The organism is Candidatus Allofournierella merdavium (genome assembly GCF_944382735.1).
GTDB lineage: Bacteria > Bacillota > Clostridia > Oscillospirales > Ruminococcaceae > Allofournierella_A > Allofournierella_A merdavium.
On the sequence record NZ_CALWND010000015.1, the window covers coordinates 33,138 to 49,250 of the forward strand.

Sequence of the window (16,113 nt, forward strand, 5' to 3'; positions counted from 1 at the left end):
TGGATGACCTGCGGCTGTTCTGTTTGTTCCGCGCTTTATTCCACGCCGGTCACTTCGTAGCCCGCGTCGGTGACGGCGGCGGTGAGGGCCGCGTCCTCCACCGGAGCGGACAGGGTGACCTTGGCGCACTTACCCTCCAGGTCGGCCTTGGCGGAAGCCACGCCGGCCACCGCGGCCAGCGCCTTCTCCACCCGGGCGGTGCAGTGGCCGCAGGCCATGCCCTCGATGTGAATGGTCTTTTCAGTCATGGCAGGTTCTCCTTTCGGCTGCGCCGGTGCGGCGCAGGATTCGTTATTTTGCGGCAGGCGCGGCGCGCCCTCGGGCGCGTCGGCCTGTTTCGGCTGGAAGAAGTTGAGCCGCAGCGCGTTGGACACCACGCACACGCTGGAAAGGCTCATGGCGGCGGCCCCGATCATGGGGTTGAGCACCAGCCCGAGGCTGTAAAGAGCCCCCGCCGCCACCGGGATACCGATGCTGTTGTAGAAGAAGGCCCAGAACAGGTTCTCCCGGATGTTGCGGATGGTGGCCCGGGAGAGGCGCAGGGCGTTCACCAGGTCCCACAGGTCGCTCTTCATCAGCACCACGTCGGCGCTGTCGATGGCCACGTCGGTGCCCGCGCCGATGGCGACGCCCACGTCCGCCCGCACCAGGGCCGGCGCGTCGTTGATGCCGTCGCCCACCATGGCCACCCGCCTGCCCTGCTGCTGCAGGGCGCGCACCTGAGCCTCCTTGTCCTGGGGCAGCACCTCGGCCACCACCTGCCCGATGCCCAGCTTCGCCCGGATGGCCTCGGCGGTGCGGGCGTTGTCGCCGGTAAGCATGATGACCGAAAGGCCCATGGCCTGCAATTCCCGGACGGCGGCGGCGCTGGTGGGCTTCACCGGGTCGGCGGCGGCCACCAGCCCCAGCAGTTTACCCTCGGCGGCAAAGTAGAGGGGCGTTTTGCCCTCCTGTGCCAGCCGCTCGGCCTCGGGGGCCGCCCAGGCGGTGTCCACCCCCTGCTCCTCCATCAGCCGCAGGTTGCCCGCAAGGCACTGCCGGCCCTCCACCACGGCCCGCACGCCCCGGCCGGGCAGGGCTTCGAACTGCTGTGTCTCGGGCAGAGCCACCTCCTTCGCGGCGGCCAGGATGGCCTCCGCCAGCGGGTGCTCGCTGGGCTTTTCCAGCGCGGCGGCCAGCCGCAGCAGCTGCTGTTTGTCCACACCGGGTGCGGGCAGCAGGTCGGTGACGACGGGCCGGCCCTCGGTGATGGTGCCGGTCTTGTCCAGCACCACGGTGTCGATCTTGTGGGCGTTCTCCAGCGCCTCGGCGTTTTTATACAGGATGCCCATCCGGGCGCCTTTTCCCGTGCCCACCATGATGGCCACCGGGGTGGCCAGGCCCAGGGCGCAGGGGCAGCTGATGACCAGCACCGAGATGGCACGGGCCAGGGCGAACTCCATCGTCTGCCCCAGGGCCAGCCAGACGCCAAAAGCAACAAGGGCGATGGCGATGACCACCGGCACGAACACGCCGCTGACCTTGTCCGCCAGCTTGGCGATGGGGGCCTTGGTGGCGCCGGCGTCCTGCACCAGGGCGATGATCTGGGCGAGGGTGGTGTCCTGCCCCACCTTTTCCGCCCGGAAGGTGAAGCTGCCCGCCCGGTTGATGGAGGCGGCGATGACCCGCGCGCCCGGGGCCTTTTCCGCCGGGATGCTCTCGCCGGTGACGGCGGATTCGTCCACGCTGGAAAGGCCGGTGAGCACCGTGCCGTCCACCGGGATGCGCATGCCCGGCTTGATGACCACCGTGTCCCCCACGGCCACTTCCCCGGCGGGGATCTCGGTCTCCACGCCACCCCGCAGCACCAGCGCGGTGTCCGGCGCCAGATCCATCAGGGCGCGGATGGCGGCGCCGGTGCGGCCCTTGGCCCGGGCCTCCAGAAACTTGCCCAGGGTGATGAGGGTGAGGATGGTGCCCGCCGACTCAAAGTAGAGGTCCATGCGGTAGCGGTCCACCAGCGCCAGGTCCCCCGTGCCCAGGCCCCAGCCGATGCGGTAGAGGGCGAACAGGCCGTAGACCACCGCCGCGGCGCTGCCCAGGGCGATGAGGCTGTCCATGTTGGGGCTGCGGTGCCACAGGCTCTTAAAGCCGGCGGAATAGAACTTGCGGTTCACATACAGGATGGGCAGCACCAGCAGAAACTGGGTGAGAGCAAAGGCCACCGCGCCCTCCCGCCCGTGGAAGAAGGCGGGCAGCGGCAGGCCCATCATGTGCCCCATGGAGATGTACATCAGCGGGATGAGGAAGGCCAGCGACACCGCCAGCCGTTTTTTCATCCAGCGCAGCTCCGCCTCGGCGGGGTCCTCCCCCGCCGGGGCCGCCTTGGCGGGGGAGGCACTGCCCGCCTGGGCCATCGGGCAGGCGCCGTAGCCCGCCTTTTCCACCGCGGCGCAGATGTCCGCCTCGCTCACGGCGGCGTCGTCGTATTCCACCTGCATGGAGTTGGCCAGCAGGTTCACCTGGGCCGTCTCCACGCCCTCCAGCTTGTTCACCGCCCGCTCCACCGCCGCCGAGCAGGCGGCGCAGCTCATGCCGGTGACGTCAAATTTCTGTTTCATCCCTTGGTTCTCCTTCGCATGCACAGCAGCAGCCCGCCTGCGGGGCGGGCGCGCCGAACAGTTCCTTCAGTTTTCGGGCCTGCCCCTCCAGCCGTTCCGCCTCCGCGGCCTGGCCCTGAGCCCGCCGGGTGGCGGCAAAGCTGGTGAGGGTGTGGTCCAGTGCGGCCAGCTGGGCGGCCAGGGCGCTCTCCTCCAGACGGGCGGCCCCGGCAAGGTCGCCCATCCGCCGCAGGATGTCCGCCCGCAGGCCCAGCCCCTCCTGGTTGCAGCTGGGCAGGTTGCCCAGCGCCGCCAGCGCCCGGTCGTATTGTTCCCGGTCGGCGTAGAGTTTCGCCAGCATCCGCCAGGCGGCGCGGCGCTGCTCCTCGTCGGGCAGTTCCACCGCCCGCTCAAAGGCCTCGGCGGCGGCGTCCCGCAGCTGCGCGCGGGCCGCCTCGTCATCGGTCTTATCCCCGAAGCCCGCCAGCAGAAAGCCCAGCCGGAACCGCAGCGTCAGGTCACCGGGGTACTCCCGCAGCCGCCGGCGGCAGTATTCCAGCGCGCCGCGCCAGTCGCCGCCGGCGAACATCTCCCGCGCCGCATTGCACAGCGCGTCGATCTCCTCGCCAGTGAGCTCCGGCCGAAAGCCCAGCAGCTCGTCGGCACTGCAGCCCAGCGCCCGGGCCAGCGGGCAGAGCAGGGCCACGTCCGGCAGCGCGCCGCCGGTCTCCCACTTGCTCACCGCCGCGCTGCTGACCCCCAGCTGCGCCGCCAGCTGCCCCTGGGTCAGGCCCTTCGCCCGCCGCAGCCGCTGCACCGTCTCGCCGATGGTGTTCATGCCCGTCACGCCCCTTTCGTTCCTTTCCCATCTTACCACAGCCCCCGCCGGGGCACAATGGAGCCGCCTTCAAACCGGTGGATGATTTTTTCAACCATTATTTGAATCGTGTAGCAAAAAACGGCGCGGGCTGAAACTCAGCCCGCGCCGCCGTTGGCTCTGCGGTTTGATCAGGTGTCCTGCAGTTCGCCCTTGCTGGCGGCCTTCAGGTAGGCGTTGATGAAGCCGTCCAGATCGCCGTCCATCACCGCCTGCACGTTGCCGTTCTCGTAGCCGGTGCGGTGGTCCTTCACCAGGGTGTAGGGCATGAACACATAGCTGCGGATCTGATGGCCCCAGGCGATCTCCTTCTGGACGCCCTTGATGTCGCTGATCTTGTCCAGATGCTCCTGTTCCTTGATCTGGTACAGCTTGGAGGCCAGCATCTTCATGGCGGTGTCCCGGTTCTGGAACTGGCTGCGCTCGGTCTGGCAGCTGACCACGATGCCGGTGGGCTTGTGGATCAGGCGCACCGCGCTGGAGGTCTTGTTGATGTGCTGGCCGCCCGCGCCGGAGGAGCGGTAGACCTGCATCTCGATGTCCTCGGGGCGGATCTCCACCTGGATGCTGTCGTCCAGTTCGGGCATGACCTCCAGGCTGGCAAAGCTAGTCTGACGGCGGCTCTGGCTGTCGAAGGGAGAGACGCGCACCAGCCGGTGCACCCCGTTCTCGCCCTTCAGCAGGCCGTAGGCGTTGGGGCCCTCCACCAGGATGGAGGCGCTCTTGAGGCCGGCCTCGTCGCCGTCCTGGTAATCCAGGGTGCTCACCTTGAAGCCGTGGGCAACGCCCCAGCGGTTGTACATCCGGAAGAGCATGTCCGCCCAGTCCTGGGCCTCGGTGCCGCCGGTGCCCGCGTGGAAGGTGAGGATGGCGTTGTTCTTGTCATACTGGCCGCTGAGCAGGGTGATGAGCTGCAGCTCCTCCACGGCTTTCGCCACCGCGTTCACCGACTCCTCCGCCTCGGGGATGAGGGAGGGGTCGTTCTCCTCCTCGCACAGCAGCACCATGGTGTCCGCGTCGTCGCACAGGGTCTTGAGTTTGGCGTACCGCTCCAGCTTGCCCTTGAGCGCGCTCATCTCGCTGAACACCTTGCCGCTGGCCTCGGTGTCGTCGTAAAAGCCGGGCATGGTCATCTTGTGCTCCAGCTCGGCCACCCGCTTTTCGCTGGCGTCGATGGCCAGCGCGTCGCCCAGTTCCGCCACGGCCTGCCGGTGCTCGCCCATCTGCATTTTCAGTTCGTCAATGGTGATCATATCGCAATTCCCTTCTGTGTGCTCTAAACATATCCCATAGTAGTATAGCCGAAACCCGGCGCAAAGTAAAGGGTTTTGCCCTCCGCCCCATTTGCATTTTGCCCCTGTTTGCGCTACAATAGCATCAAATACCGTCTGCCGGCCACCGGGCCGGCGAAAAGGAGTTTTTATGGCTGATTACACCGGCTGCAAGTGCCCTGTCTGCCAGCAGCCTTTTGCCGAGGGGGACGACCTGGTGGTCTGCCCCGAGTGCGGCACGCCCTACCACCGCGCCTGCTATCAGAAAAACGCCGGCTGCCTGTTTGCCGACCGGCACGGCGCCGGCTTCGAGTGGAAGCCCGCCCCCGGCGAGATGCCGGGCCGGGACGGCGGGCCCGGCGCGGGGGCGGAGATCCCCTGTCCCGCCTGCGGGGCGATGAACTCGGCGGGGGGGCTGTTCTGTGAGAGCTGCGGCGCGCCGCTGCGCGCCGGCGGCCCCCGGTACGCTCCCGGCGGCCCGGCCCCCTCTTACGGGCCGGCCTCCTACGGGCCGCAGACCGCGCCCCGGCCGGACCCCTTTCAAAGCCCCCAGGCCGCCATGGGCCAGCTGCATCCGGAGGACGATCTGGGCGGCGTGAAGGCGCGGGACTGGGCGGCCTTTCTCGGCCCCAACGCCGGCTATTACCTGATGAATTTCAAGCGGATGGCTGTGACCGGTCAGAAGCTGGCGGTGTCCTTCTCGGCATTCTTCTTCGGGCCCTTCTATTTCTTCTACCGCAAGATGTGGCTGCCCGCGGCCGTGTTCCTGGCCACCGACGTGCTGTTTGCCTACATCCCCCAGCTGATTCAGTTTATGGTGCTGGGCGGCAGCCCGCTGGTGGCAGGGCTCGACCTGGATCTCTTCTCCCAGGTGCTGAACGTGCTGCGGGTGGTGAATCTCGCCATTCAGTTCCTGGAGGGGCTGCTTGCCGTGTACTGGTACCGGCGCATCGGTGAGCAGCGCATCGCCCGCGTGCTGCAAAGCTGCGACTCCGCCACAGCGCCCGCCGCTCTGGCCAGGGCGGGCGGCGTGAGCCTCACCGCCCTGGTGGTGAGCCTGTCGGTGGTGCTGGGGATTTACTTCGTGCTCTCCTTCACCGCGCTGGCGCCCCTGATGGCCACCCCGCTGGCGGGCATGGCGGTCTGACGCAAAAAACCCCGAAAACCCGTCAAACAGCGGTTGACAGCCGCCGCTTTGATTGGTATAATAAATTGCTGCCCTTTAAAAGGGTGGCTATCCTTGCCCCGCAAGGGGCCATATGTCCAAAAGGAGGTGCACAGAAATGGCAAAGTACGAGACCATGCTGGTTACCAGCGCCGCCCTCGACGAGGAGGCTTCCGCCGCTCTGGTGGGCAAGTTCAAGACCCTGATCGAGGCGAATGGTACCATCGATTCTGTTGACGAGTGGGGCAAACGCCGCCTGGCCTACCCCATCAACGACGAGGAAGAAGGCGTGTACACGGTGATCAAGTTCACCAGCGAGCCCGCGTTCCCCGCCGAGCTGGATCGCGTTTACAAGATCACCGACGGCGTTCTTCGCACGATGATCGTGGCCGAAGCCGAATAAGGAGGCCAACCCATGCTGAATGTTGTAGCTTTGATGGGCCGGCTGGTGGCCGACCCGGAACTGCGCCACACCCCCCAGGGCGTGAGCGTGACCACCTTCACCATTGCGGTGGATCGCAGCTTTGTGCGTCAGGGTGAACAGCGGCAGGCCGATTTCATCGACATCGTCTGCTGGCGTTCCAGCGCCGAGTTCGTCTGCAAGTATTTCCAGAAAGGTTCGCTGATCGCCGTGAACGGCTCGATCCAGACCCGGACCTATCAGGACAAGAACGGCAACAACCGCAAGGCGTTTGAGATCGTGGCCGACAACGTTCATTTCGCCGGCAGCAAGTCCAGCGGCAACACCGGCTCCGGCGCCGGCAGCTACGCGCCCCGGCAGGAAGCTCCCCGCGAGGCGGCCCAGGAGGCCCCCACCTACTCCGCCGGCAGCAACGAGGATTTTGCTGTGATCGACGACGGCGAGGATCTTCCGTTCTAACGAATCGAATTCTGACAGGAGGTAACCAGCCATGGCTTTTGAGAAGACCGAAGGCCGGCCCCAGCGCCCCGTGCGCCGCGGCCGCAAGAAGGTCTGCAGCTTTTGTGTAGACCGCATTGAGCACATCGACTACAAGGATGTTGCCCGCCTGCGCAAGTATGTCAGCGAGCGTGCGAAGATCATTCCCCGCCGCGTGACCGGCACCTGCGCCTTCCATCAGCGGGAGCTGACCGTCGCCATCAAGCGCGCCCGTCACGTTGCCCTGATGCCCTATGTGAGCGATTGATGTTCACTCCCGGCGCCCCCGCCCCCTTGGGCGGGGGCGCTTTTTGTCGTTCGGGCCGGCGGCCTGCCCATCTTTTCCCGGATAAAGGCAGCACGGCAGGAGTTTCCTCCTGCCGGGCTGTTTGCAACTCAGGTACCGGGCGCGGGCGTGGGGGCCGGGGAAGGCGTGGGCGCCGGCGTCGCCTCGGGCGGATTGATGACCACCCGCTCCTTGGCGATGTAGACGTTCACCGTCACCTCGTTCACGTCGATGAATGTGCCCGCCTCCACATCGGTGCGCACCACGCAGTCGCTGGCGTAGTCGCCGTTGTTCTCGATCATAAAGAAGCTGGCCTTGATGTTGCTGGCCGCCAGCTCCTTCTCGGCGCTCTCCCGGGTGAAACCGATGATGTTGGGCATCTCCACCTTTTCCGGCCCCTTGCTGATGACCAGTTCGATCAGGGGCTGCGTCTCGGTGGTGGTGGTGCCCTCCTCCGGGGTCTGGCGGATCACCACTCCCTGCGCGTAATCGGAACTGTATTCCTGGGCGGTGATGGCAAAGCGATAGTTGGCGCTGAACTGCGGATCGCTCTGCAGCTGGCTGTAGGTGTAGCCGGTGAAGTCGGGCACCAGCACCGCCTCCGGCGTCTCGCTGCTGGCCGGCTGGCTGGTGCTGGTGACGGGCTGACCGCTCTCCCGGCCCAGGATGCTCCACAAGAGCAGCGCGAAGAGCACCGCGATGACCACCAGACTGCCCGCCAAAAGGCTTTTGCCGCTGACCGCCCACTCCCGGCCGGTGGGATGGCTCAGGCTCTCCGCCGCCCGCTCGCTCATCAGCGCGCCCATCAGTTCCGGCACATTCTGGATGCGCTGGGCGGGGTCCAGTTCCAGGGCGCCCTCCAGCACGGCGGACACGTGCCCCGGTACCGACGGCTCCAGCTGCCGCGCAGCCGGCAGGCTGTCGCTCACCAGCCGCTGCCGGGCGCTCACCGGCGCCTGGCCGGTGACCAGGCGGTAGAACACCGCGGCCAGGCCGTACACGTCGGTATAACGGCCCTCGAACTCGGCGGCGGAGTACTGTTCGGGGGCGGAGTATCCCTCGTACAGCTGGCTTTTCAACTCCCCGCCCTCGGTGCGCAGGCCCAGTGTACCGTAGCCGCACAGCCGGGCGGTGCCGCCGCCGGTGAGCAGGATGTTTTCCGGGGAAATGCCCCGGTGCACCAGCCCCGCCTTGTGCAGGGCAGCCACACCCTCCATCACCGCCTGCATCATGCTGCGCGCCTGGGCCGCCGGGATGCAGCCGGGATGCTCGCTGAGATAGTGGCTCAGGGTCTCGCCTCCCACCTGCTCCAGCACGGCATACACCGTGTTGTTGGCCTCCACCACGTCCAGCACGGCGGCCAGGCCGGTGGCCGGGGTGATGCGCATGATGCTGCGGTACAGGTCGGCAAAGTCCATCCGGGTGGTCTTGAACAGCACCTCCTTGCCCTCCTTGGGCAGGATGGAACCCGCGGCATCCCGCCCCTCGCTGAGGGTCACCGGGAAGTATTCCTTCAGGATCACCCGCACGCCGCCGCTGTTTTCCAGCGCGGCGTACATCACGCCTTCGCCGTCGGTGAAGATGTGCCGTCCCACGGTGTAGCGCCCGGCCAGCAGGCTGGCAAAGGGCAGCGTGCCCGGGGGGTTTGAGTTCCGCAGGCTCTTGTCACAAAAGGGGCACCGGTCCTTGCCCGGCTCCACCCGGGAAAGGCAGTGGGGGCAGAGAATGACGTCGGCCATCGCCATCGTCCTCCTTTGTTCGCGATGATAGAAAGCGCCCGCCCGTCACCCGAACCGGGGCGGACGGACAGGCGCCGGGCGCGGAGGGGCGGATCAGCGATCCAGGTCCTCCTCGTTTTCCAGGTTGTGCCAGGTGTTCTGCACGTCGTCGTCGTCGTCCAGCGCGTCCAGCAGTTTCGCCATCAGTTTCTGGTTCTCCTCGTCGGTGATGGCGGTGGTGGTGGCGGGCACCATCTCCACCTCGGCGGAGATAAAGCTGTACCCTTTATCCTCCAGGGCCTGCCGCACGTCGGAGAACTTGTCCGGGTCGCAGGTGACCTCCACCACGTCGTCGCCCATGTCAAAGTCCTCGGCGCCGGCGTCGAAGCAGTCCTCCATGACCTTCTCCTCGTCCAGGCCCTCGCCATCCAGCACGATGACGCCCTTCTGGGTGAACATAAAGCTCACACAGCCCATGTTGCCCAGGTTGCCGCCGAACTTGTCGAAGTAGTGGCGCAGGTTAGCCGCGGTGCGGTTGCGGTTGTCGGTGAGGGTCTCCACCATCATGGCCACGCCGCAGGGGCCGTAGCCTTCGTAGGTGATGGCCTCGTAGTTGTCCTTCTCGCCGCCCTCGGCCCGCTTGATGATGCGCTGGATGTTGTCGTTGGGCACGTTCAGGCTCTTGGCCTTGGCGATCAGGTCCCGCAGCTTGCCGTTGGAGTTGGGGTCACCGCCGCCGGCGCGCACCGCCACCGCGATCTCACGGCCCACCTTGGTGAAGATCTTCGCCTTCTGGCCGTCGGTCTTTTCCTTCTTGCGCTTGATGTTGTTCCATTTGCTGTGTCCGGACATATTCGGATTCCTCCTATTAGATCTTGGGCCATTTTTGCCCAAACAATTGCCTGTAACTAAATAATTTTATCATATCCCGCGGGGGATGGCAAGGGGCGGTGGGTGCTGCGGGCGGGCGTGAACGGGCAAAAAAGGCCGAATGTCTCGTTCTGTGCCCTTTTGCCGGTCCGGTGGGTCAGAGATCCAGTTCCATGTTCACCGATTTCTCGGCAAAACCGTACGCCCGGTAGAGTTTCATGGCCCGCGCGTTCTGCGCGTTCACCTGCAATTCCAGGCCGCAGCAGCCCCGCCGCCGGGCAAGCTTCTTGCACTCGTCCAGCAGGCGGCGGCCGATGCCCCGGCCCCGGTGCGCCTCGTCCACCGCGATGGAGTCGATGAAAAGGGTCTTGCGTTCCACCTTCACCGGGCCTTCCGCCTGCCGCTCGGCAAAGATCACAAGGCCGGTGACGGCGCCTTCCTCCTCCCACACCAGCACCTGACCGCCGCGCACCAGTTCATCGAAATAGTCCGGCGTCAACACCGTGACTCCGGCGCGGTAGACGTCCGGCCGCCAGCCGGCGTGCAGCCGCTGCACCTGCTCCATGATGGACTCCGCCGCTTCGTAGTCATTCATCACCGCGCTTCGGATCATCTTCCCTGCCTCCCTGTCATTTGAGGTTGCGCAGCGCCTTGGGGTAGTGGTTCTTCACCCGGCCGCCGCTCACCTTTCCCCCGCCCAGGGGCAGGCCGTCTACCAGCACGGCGCACCAGCCGTTCTGCGCGGTGCGCGCCTCGATCTCCTCGCCCCGCAACCAGGCCTCCACCCTTTCGTCGCCCAAAGTCAGTTCCTCCCGGTTTTCGCAGCCCGGGCCGAAGGCCATGAACAGATGGTGGGCGGGCTCAAAACGGCCCTTCTGCGCCCGGCCCAGCGCCACGCCGCAGCGGGCGACACTCAGCTTGAGGCCGTCCCCCTGCCAGGCGGGCGGCGGCAGGAACAGCCGCTCGGCTGCCGCCAGGGTGGCCCGGTCTTTCAGTGCCGGGAAATACTCCGCCGCGAAGGCCAGCCACTCGGCGCAGGGCTTGGCCGGCCGGGCGGGCTTTGCCCGCCGGGGAGCCGCAACGGGGGCGTCCGGGCTTTTCTGCAGCTTGGCCATGAAGTGCCCCTCGCCCCCCTGGGCGGGCCAGATGCGGCGGGTCTTCGCCGCCGGGAAGGGATATTCACCGCAGCGGTTTTCTTCGCCGGAGCCGCCGAAGGCGACACCGCAGTCCAAAAGGGAAAATTCCGGGTGCAGCGCCAGAAAGCGGCCGATCTGCCCCTCGTCCTCCTCGGGGGCGAAGGTGCAGGTGGAGTAGACCAGCAGCCCGCCGGGGGCCAGCGCCGCCGCGGCGTTTTCCAGGATCTCCGCACCCAGCGTCGCGCACCGGGCTACCAGGCCGGGGCTGTGCTGGGCGACGGCCTGGGGCTCCTTGCGGAACATCCCCTCGCCGGAACAGGGGGCGTCCACCAGCACCCGGTCGAACCAGCCGGGCAGGGCCGCCGCGATGCGGGCGGTGTCGCCGGTGGTGACGACGGAATTCACCGGACCCATCCGCTCCAGGTTGCTCAGCAGCGCCTGGGCGCGGGCGGCATCGTACTCGTTGCTCACCAGCACCCCCTGCCCTTCCAGCGCCGCCGCCAGCTGGCTGCTCTTGCCGCCGGGCGCGGCGCACAGGTCCAGCACCCGCTGGCCGGGCCGCACCTCCAGCAGCGCCGCCGGGGCGCTGGCCGAGGGCTCCTGCAGATAAAACGCCCCCGCGTGGTGATAGGGGTGTTTGCCCAGCCGCAGTTCGCTGTCTCCCAGCACAAAGCCCTCGGCGCAGAAGGGGGATGGCGTCAGCGGCACATCCAGCCGGGCGGCCAGCCATTCCGGCGCGCAGCGCAGCCGGTTCACCGTCAGGCCCCGGGCGGGCGCCTGTGGCGCGTTGAACAGCGCGTCGAACCGCTCGCCCAGCAGCGCCCGCTCCCTTGCCTCAAAATATTCCGGGTACATACTTCACCGCCTTTGCATAACCGCCCCGCAGCGGGACAGAATAGGAACGAAGGGGCAGACGATCAGCCGCCCCCGTCATGGAAAGGAGACAAACATCATGGAAAACCGCAATACCAAGACCAGCAGCCAGAACGCCAAGACCACTTCTCAGTACGACAAGACCGACGCGAAGAACGCGGTCACGAACTCGGTGAACGGCAAGTCCACCAACGCCGCCAAGAACGGCGCCAAGAACTGCACCAGCACCAAAGGCACCAAATAAGCAGATTCTGACCACAAAAAGGGGCCGGACGGGATCAACCGTCCGGCCCCCGCTTTCTGCGTTTCCCGTGCTTATTCCGCGGGCTTTTCCTGCGGGTCAAAGCCCGCCCACAGCGCTTCGAACAACTCGTCGATGCGCCCGGTCTGCCCGGTGAGGTACAGCCAGCCCAGCAGCGCCTCAAAGCCGGTGGAGGCGCGGTATTCCTGCGGGGTGGCGTGTTTTGCCACCGTGGCCTTGCTGGCGTTGCGCCCCCGGCGCAGCACCGCCTGCTCGGCCTCGGTGAGCAGGGGCTCGATGACCTGCAGCGCACGGCTCTGCCCCTTGGCGGATACATACTGTACGCACACCCCATGCAGTTTGCCCGGGGTGAGCCGGGTGCGTTCCACCAGGCGGCGACGCACCAGCAGTTCCAGCACGCCGTCCCCCACAAAGGCCAGGTTCAGCGGCGACTGCTCGTGGATGTCCACCGGCGTTTCGCTCTCCAGATACAAATGTTCCCACTCCTTTTCGCGGGCACTGCCCGCCCTCTCAGAAGATATAATCGAACTCGTACTCGCCGATCTTGATGGTGTCGTCCTCCTGCACGCCCTGGGCCACCAGGTCGTTCAGGATGCCGCTGTCCCCCAGCTGGCGCTGGAAGTACTGCAGGCTCTCATAGTCGTCCACATCGCTGCCGGCCAGAATGCGCTCCAGCCAGGGCGCGTCGATGGTGAACTCGTGCTCGCCGGTCTTTTCAATGGTGTAATTCCGTTCACCCACCGGCACCGCCTGGGGCACATATTCCGTCTCGTAGGTCTGCACCGGAGGCAGAGTCTGCAGCTTCTCCCACACAAGGCCGGGCAGGGTCTTGAGGCCCTGGTTCGCCGCGGCAGAGATAGGCAGGAATTCCAGGCCCTTGCCCTCGATGTAGCTGCGGAAGGCCGCGATCTGTTCCTCGGTGGCGATGTCGCATTTGTTGCCCAGCACGATCTGGGGCCGGGCCGCCAGTTCGGCGCTGAAGTTTTTGAGTTCCGCGTTGATCTTTTCAAAATCCTCCACCGGGTCGCGCCCCTCGCAGCCGGAGACGTCCACCACATGCAGCAGCAGGCGGCAGCGCTCCACATGGCGCAAAAAGTCGTGGCCCAGGCCCACGCCCTCGCTGGCGCCCTCGATCAGGCCGGGGATGTCGGCGGCCACAAAGCTCTGCTCCGGGCCCACACGCACCACGCCCAGCACCGGGGAGAGGGTGGTGAAGTGGTAGTTGGCGATCTTGGGCTTGGCCGCGCTGATGACGCTGATCAGGGTGGATTTGCCCACATTGGGGAAGCCGATCAGCCCCACGTCGGCGATCAGTTTCAGTTCCAGGCGCACCTCAAACTCCTGGCCGGGCAGGCCGGGCTTGGCGAATTTGGGGATCTGGCGGGTGGGGGTGGCGAAGTGGGTGTTGCCCCAGCCGCCCCGGCCGCCCTTGGCCACCACCACCGGCTCGTTGCCGGAAATATCCGCCATCACCAGGCCGGTGTTCGCCTCCTTCACCAGGGTGCCCCGGGGCACACGGATGACAAGGTCGGGGGCGTTCTTGCCACTGCAGCGGGCCGCGCCGCCGTTCTGGCCGGCTTCGGCCACATACTTGCGCTTGTAGCGGAAATCCATCAGGGTGGAGAGGTTGTCGTCGGCCACAAACACCACGTTGCCGCCCCGGCCGCCGTCGCCGCCGTCGGGGCCGCCGGCCGCCACGAACTTCTCCCGGTGAAAACTCACCGCGCCGTCGCCGCCCTTGCCGGCCTTGATGGTGATCTTGGCCACATCTACAAACATGGACATGTCGTTCTCCTTTATCCAGCCGACGGCTGGGTCATCGGGCGCAGCGCGCCCCTTTCAGTATTCCCGGCCCGGGCGCGGCTTAAAACCGCCCTGCCGGGAGAAGAAAAAGCCGCAGGGGCTGACCCCTGCGGCTTTGCAAACCATTACTGGCGGACGCTGACCTTCTTGCGGTCGCGGCCCATGCGCTCAAAGCTGACCTTGCCGTCAACCAGGGCGAACAGGGTGTCGTCGCTGCCCTTGCCCACGTTCTCACCGGGGTGAATGTGGGTGCCACGCTGACGAACCAGAATGTTGCCGGCCAGCACGAACTGACCGTCGGCGCGCTTGACGCCCAGACGCTTGGACTCGGAATCGCGGCCGTTCTTAGTAGAACCTACGCCTTTTTTATGTGCCATTGTGTTACAACCTCCAATCCTTAACCGTTGATCGCGGTGATCTCGACCTTGGTGTAGGGCTGACGATGGCCCATACGGCGGGCGCTGCCCTTCTTGGCCCGATAGGTGATGATGTTCAGCTTCTTGCCCTTGCCGTTCTTGACGACCTTGGCCTCGACGCTGGCGCCCTCCACGTTGGGAGTGCCCACCTTGGTGTCGCCTTCGCCGCCCACAGCCAGGACGTTCTCGAACTTGACAGTGGAGCCTTCCTCGGCGTTCAGCTTCTCCACGAAGACCACGTCGCCCTGCTGGACGCGGTACTGCTTGCCACCGGTAACGATGATCGCGTACATAGTTTTTGCCTCTCTTATACAAGTCTCGCTGGACGATAGGGCGGGTGGATGTTACACACCTCTTAGCTGCCCAAACCATGCGGCTTTAATACTATACCACAAACGCACGCGGATTGCAAGGCTTTTTTGCGGGCAAACAGCCATTTTTTGCCTTTATCAGGCCATTTTTCGGGCAGTTTCCCCTGTAACATCCCTTCGCCCTGCCTGTGGGCAGGAGACGGTCTCATTCGGCCAGCACCAGCGCTTCCAGCTCGCCCACGTCGTCCAAAAACCAGTCGGCGTTCCGGCACATAAAGTGGCGGATGCTCTCCACAGCGCAGCCCCAACCGGCAAAAGCGAAGGGGACGCCGCAGGTTTTGGCCATCTGCCAGCCGGGCTTGAGGTCGTCCACCATCAGCAACTGGCCGGGGCCGAGCGCGAATCGCTCCATGATCTGCTTCAGCGGCCAGGGGGACGGCTTGCGCTTTTGCGGGCCCAGGTCCCAGCCAAAGACCAGATCCGGCTCAAAGCCAAAGTGCTTGCGATAATCCCGCCGGATGATCTCCTCCGTGGAATGGCTCACCGAGCACACAATCCCTCCTTGCTCCCGGTAGCGCCGCAGAAGCCGATCCATCCCGTCAAAGGCAGGCGGGATATGAGCGGCCAGCCAGGCGCGCCAGACCTCCTCCTGGAATGCCGTCTCCTCATCGGTGAAGTGCAGGATATCCCGGCAGATGGCCTCAAACCCCGGATCAAAGTTGTAGGCGATAAACTGCTCCAAAGACCAATGTATCTCCGGCCGCAGTGTTTCCAATGCTTCCATGAAAGCCGGGTAATGGATGGTGGGCGTACTGCGCACCACCGTGTCGTCGTGGTCCAGTACAAGGCAGGAAAATTTAAGCATCGGCGCACGGCGCCTCCTTTCGCCCCTTTATCATCGCACAAACCGGCAAAAAAGAAAAGCCCCCATGCACTGCCTGACTTCGATTTCTTCGCCCCCTGCTTTGTGCTGCAGGGGGCGGCCCACACATTTCCAGGCGCAGTGCCGCCGCTACCACAGCCTGCAGGCCGACGCGCTCTTACGCTTCGCCGCCAAACAAAAGGTCGGAAAGACTGGGACGGGTCGACGACCGCACCCTGCGAAGGTAAAATTCCCCGGACGCGGTCGCAAGTGTTGCGTTGTGTTCGCGTTTTCTCTCCCGGGCCCGCCCCTCAAACCATCGGCTCACGCTGCCCTGTCCGTTAGCCGCAACTGCCCCGCACCGCCGGCGTACCGTGCAGACGTTGTCAAAAGAGCCGTCCCCCCGCTCGCAGCCGCGAGGAGGTGGCCCACCCTGGCCGCGACGTTAAGCGGGCAGCCGGCACGCGCCGCCGATGTACATTTAGACGCTGCCAGAAGAAGCGTTCCCCCGCCTGCAGCCGCAAAGAGGATTGTCGTGTCCTTTCCCCGGGAGTCTTGCCGCAGAGCATCCTTCGCCCGGGCCTTTTCCCCGGACGCCTTTGCCGCCCATTCCTCGTCGGCGCCGGTCCTCCAGGGAGGCGGATGGCAGAGGCGCGCCACGCCGTCCCGGGCATAACAAAAAGGCCCCTGCCAAACTGGCAAGGGCCTTAAAAAAGGCAAAGAGAAAGCCGGCACCTACCTATTTTCCCAGGTCGTCTCCAACCAAGTATCTTCGGCACTACGGAG

General features: G+C 65.7%; 17 protein-coding genes. 5 read left to right on the plus strand and 12 right to left on the minus strand.

The genetic code is table 11. From position 1 onward, the window contains the following. Positions 1–35: 35 nt before the first annotated feature. The 3 genes from ACH2A7_RS11585 to prfB form a co-directional block, all read right to left on the minus strand. A complete protein-coding gene (locus ACH2A7_RS11585) occupies positions 36–2,600 on the minus strand; it encodes a heavy metal translocating P-type ATPase (RefSeq protein ID WP_394962089.1) in 2,565 nt (854 codons plus the stop codon). After that, positions 2,584–3,417, minus strand: a complete 834-nt coding sequence (locus tag ACH2A7_RS11590; protein ID WP_394962090.1) for a helix-turn-helix domain-containing protein — start codon at positions 3,415–3,417, stop codon at positions 2,584–2,586. Before ACH2A7_RS11590 ends, ACH2A7_RS11585 begins: the two co-directional genes overlap by 17 nt. Positions 3,418–3,587: 170 nt before the next feature. Further along, complete coding sequence (gene prfB / locus ACH2A7_RS11595) at positions 3,588–4,709, minus strand: peptide chain release factor 2 (protein WP_394962091.1); 1,122 nt, start codon at positions 4,707–4,709, stop codon at positions 3,588–3,590. Between the two features lie 169 nt (positions 4,710–4,878). On the opposite strand from prfB, the gene ACH2A7_RS11600 reads away from it, so the two are divergent. The 4 genes from ACH2A7_RS11600 to rpsR all read left to right on the plus strand — a co-directional run bounded on the left by ACH2A7_RS11600 (position 4,879) and on the right by rpsR (position 7,058). Beyond that, entirely contained in the window at positions 4,879–5,874 is a 996-nt protein-coding gene (locus ACH2A7_RS11600) for an RING finger protein (protein ID WP_394962092.1), read from the plus strand. Between the two features lie 136 nt (positions 5,875–6,010). Further along, complete coding sequence (gene rpsF, locus ACH2A7_RS11605) at positions 6,011–6,295, plus strand: 30S ribosomal protein S6 (protein WP_394962093.1); 285 nt, start codon at positions 6,011–6,013, stop codon at positions 6,293–6,295. Between the two features lie 12 nt (positions 6,296–6,307). Next, on the plus strand, positions 6,308–6,772 hold the full coding sequence (locus ACH2A7_RS11610; protein ID WP_394962094.1) for a single-stranded DNA-binding protein: 465 nt from the start codon (positions 6,308–6,310) through the stop codon (positions 6,770–6,772). Between the two features lie 31 nt (positions 6,773–6,803). Further along, on the plus strand, positions 6,804–7,058 hold the full coding sequence (gene rpsR / locus ACH2A7_RS11615) for a 30S ribosomal protein S18 (protein WP_394962095.1): 255 nt from the start codon (positions 6,804–6,806) through the stop codon (positions 7,056–7,058). 128 nt (positions 7,059–7,186) lie between these two features. On the opposite strand, the gene ACH2A7_RS11620 is transcribed toward rpsR, so the two are convergent. The 4 genes from ACH2A7_RS11620 to ACH2A7_RS11635 form a co-directional block, all read right to left on the minus strand. Next, entirely contained in the window at positions 7,187–8,815 is a 1,629-nt protein-coding gene (locus ACH2A7_RS11620) for a PASTA domain-containing protein (RefSeq protein WP_394962096.1), read from the minus strand. 93 nt (positions 8,816–8,908) lie between these two features. Beyond that, entirely contained in the window at positions 8,909–9,646 is a 738-nt protein-coding gene (locus tag ACH2A7_RS11625) for a YebC/PmpR family DNA-binding transcriptional regulator (protein ID WP_394962097.1), read from the minus strand. Positions 9,647–9,821: 175 nt separating this feature from the next. Then, a complete protein-coding gene (locus tag ACH2A7_RS11630) occupies positions 9,822–10,277 on the minus strand; it encodes a GNAT family N-acetyltransferase (RefSeq protein ID WP_394962098.1) in 456 nt (151 codons plus the stop codon). Positions 10,278–10,293: 16 nt separating this feature from the next. Beyond that, the gene (locus tag ACH2A7_RS11635; protein WP_394962099.1) at positions 10,294–11,655 is read right to left on the minus strand and encodes an RsmB/NOP family class I SAM-dependent RNA methyltransferase; all 1,362 of its coding nucleotides are present in this window, start codon (positions 11,653–11,655) and stop codon (positions 10,294–10,296) included. Positions 11,656–11,752: 97 nt separating this feature from the next. Here ACH2A7_RS11635 and ACH2A7_RS11640 point away from each other — a divergent pair, with 97 nt between their 5' ends. Then, positions 11,753–11,917 (plus strand): hypothetical protein, encoded by a 165-nt coding sequence (locus ACH2A7_RS11640; protein ID WP_394962100.1) that lies wholly within the window; start codon positions 11,753–11,755, stop codon positions 11,915–11,917. 71 nt (positions 11,918–11,988) lie between these two features. On the opposite strand, the gene ACH2A7_RS11645 is transcribed toward ACH2A7_RS11640, so the two are convergent. The 5 genes from ACH2A7_RS11645 to ACH2A7_RS11665 all read right to left on the minus strand — a co-directional run bounded on the left by ACH2A7_RS11645 (position 11,989) and on the right by ACH2A7_RS11665 (position 15,330). Next, complete coding sequence (locus ACH2A7_RS11645; protein ID WP_394962101.1) at positions 11,989–12,408, minus strand: Mini-ribonuclease 3; 420 nt, start codon at positions 12,406–12,408, stop codon at positions 11,989–11,991. A 37-nt stretch (positions 12,409–12,445) separates the two neighbouring features. After that, on the minus strand, positions 12,446–13,714 hold the full coding sequence (obgE, locus tag ACH2A7_RS11650) for a GTPase ObgE (RefSeq protein ID WP_394962105.1): 1,269 nt from the start codon (positions 13,712–13,714) through the stop codon (positions 12,446–12,448). 149 nt (positions 13,715–13,863) lie between these two features. Continuing rightward, positions 13,864–14,115, minus strand: coding sequence for a 50S ribosomal protein L27 (rpmA, locus tag ACH2A7_RS11655; protein WP_177522778.1), 252 nt, complete (start codon positions 14,113–14,115; stop codon positions 13,864–13,866). 20 nt (positions 14,116–14,135) lie between these two features. Further along, positions 14,136–14,447, minus strand: coding sequence for a 50S ribosomal protein L21 (rplU, locus tag ACH2A7_RS11660; protein ID WP_394962102.1), 312 nt, complete (start codon positions 14,445–14,447; stop codon positions 14,136–14,138). A 223-nt stretch (positions 14,448–14,670) separates the two neighbouring features. Then, entirely contained in the window at positions 14,671–15,330 is a 660-nt protein-coding gene (locus ACH2A7_RS11665) for an HAD family hydrolase (protein ID WP_394962103.1), read from the minus strand. Between the last annotated feature and the right edge of the window lie 783 nt (positions 15,331–16,113).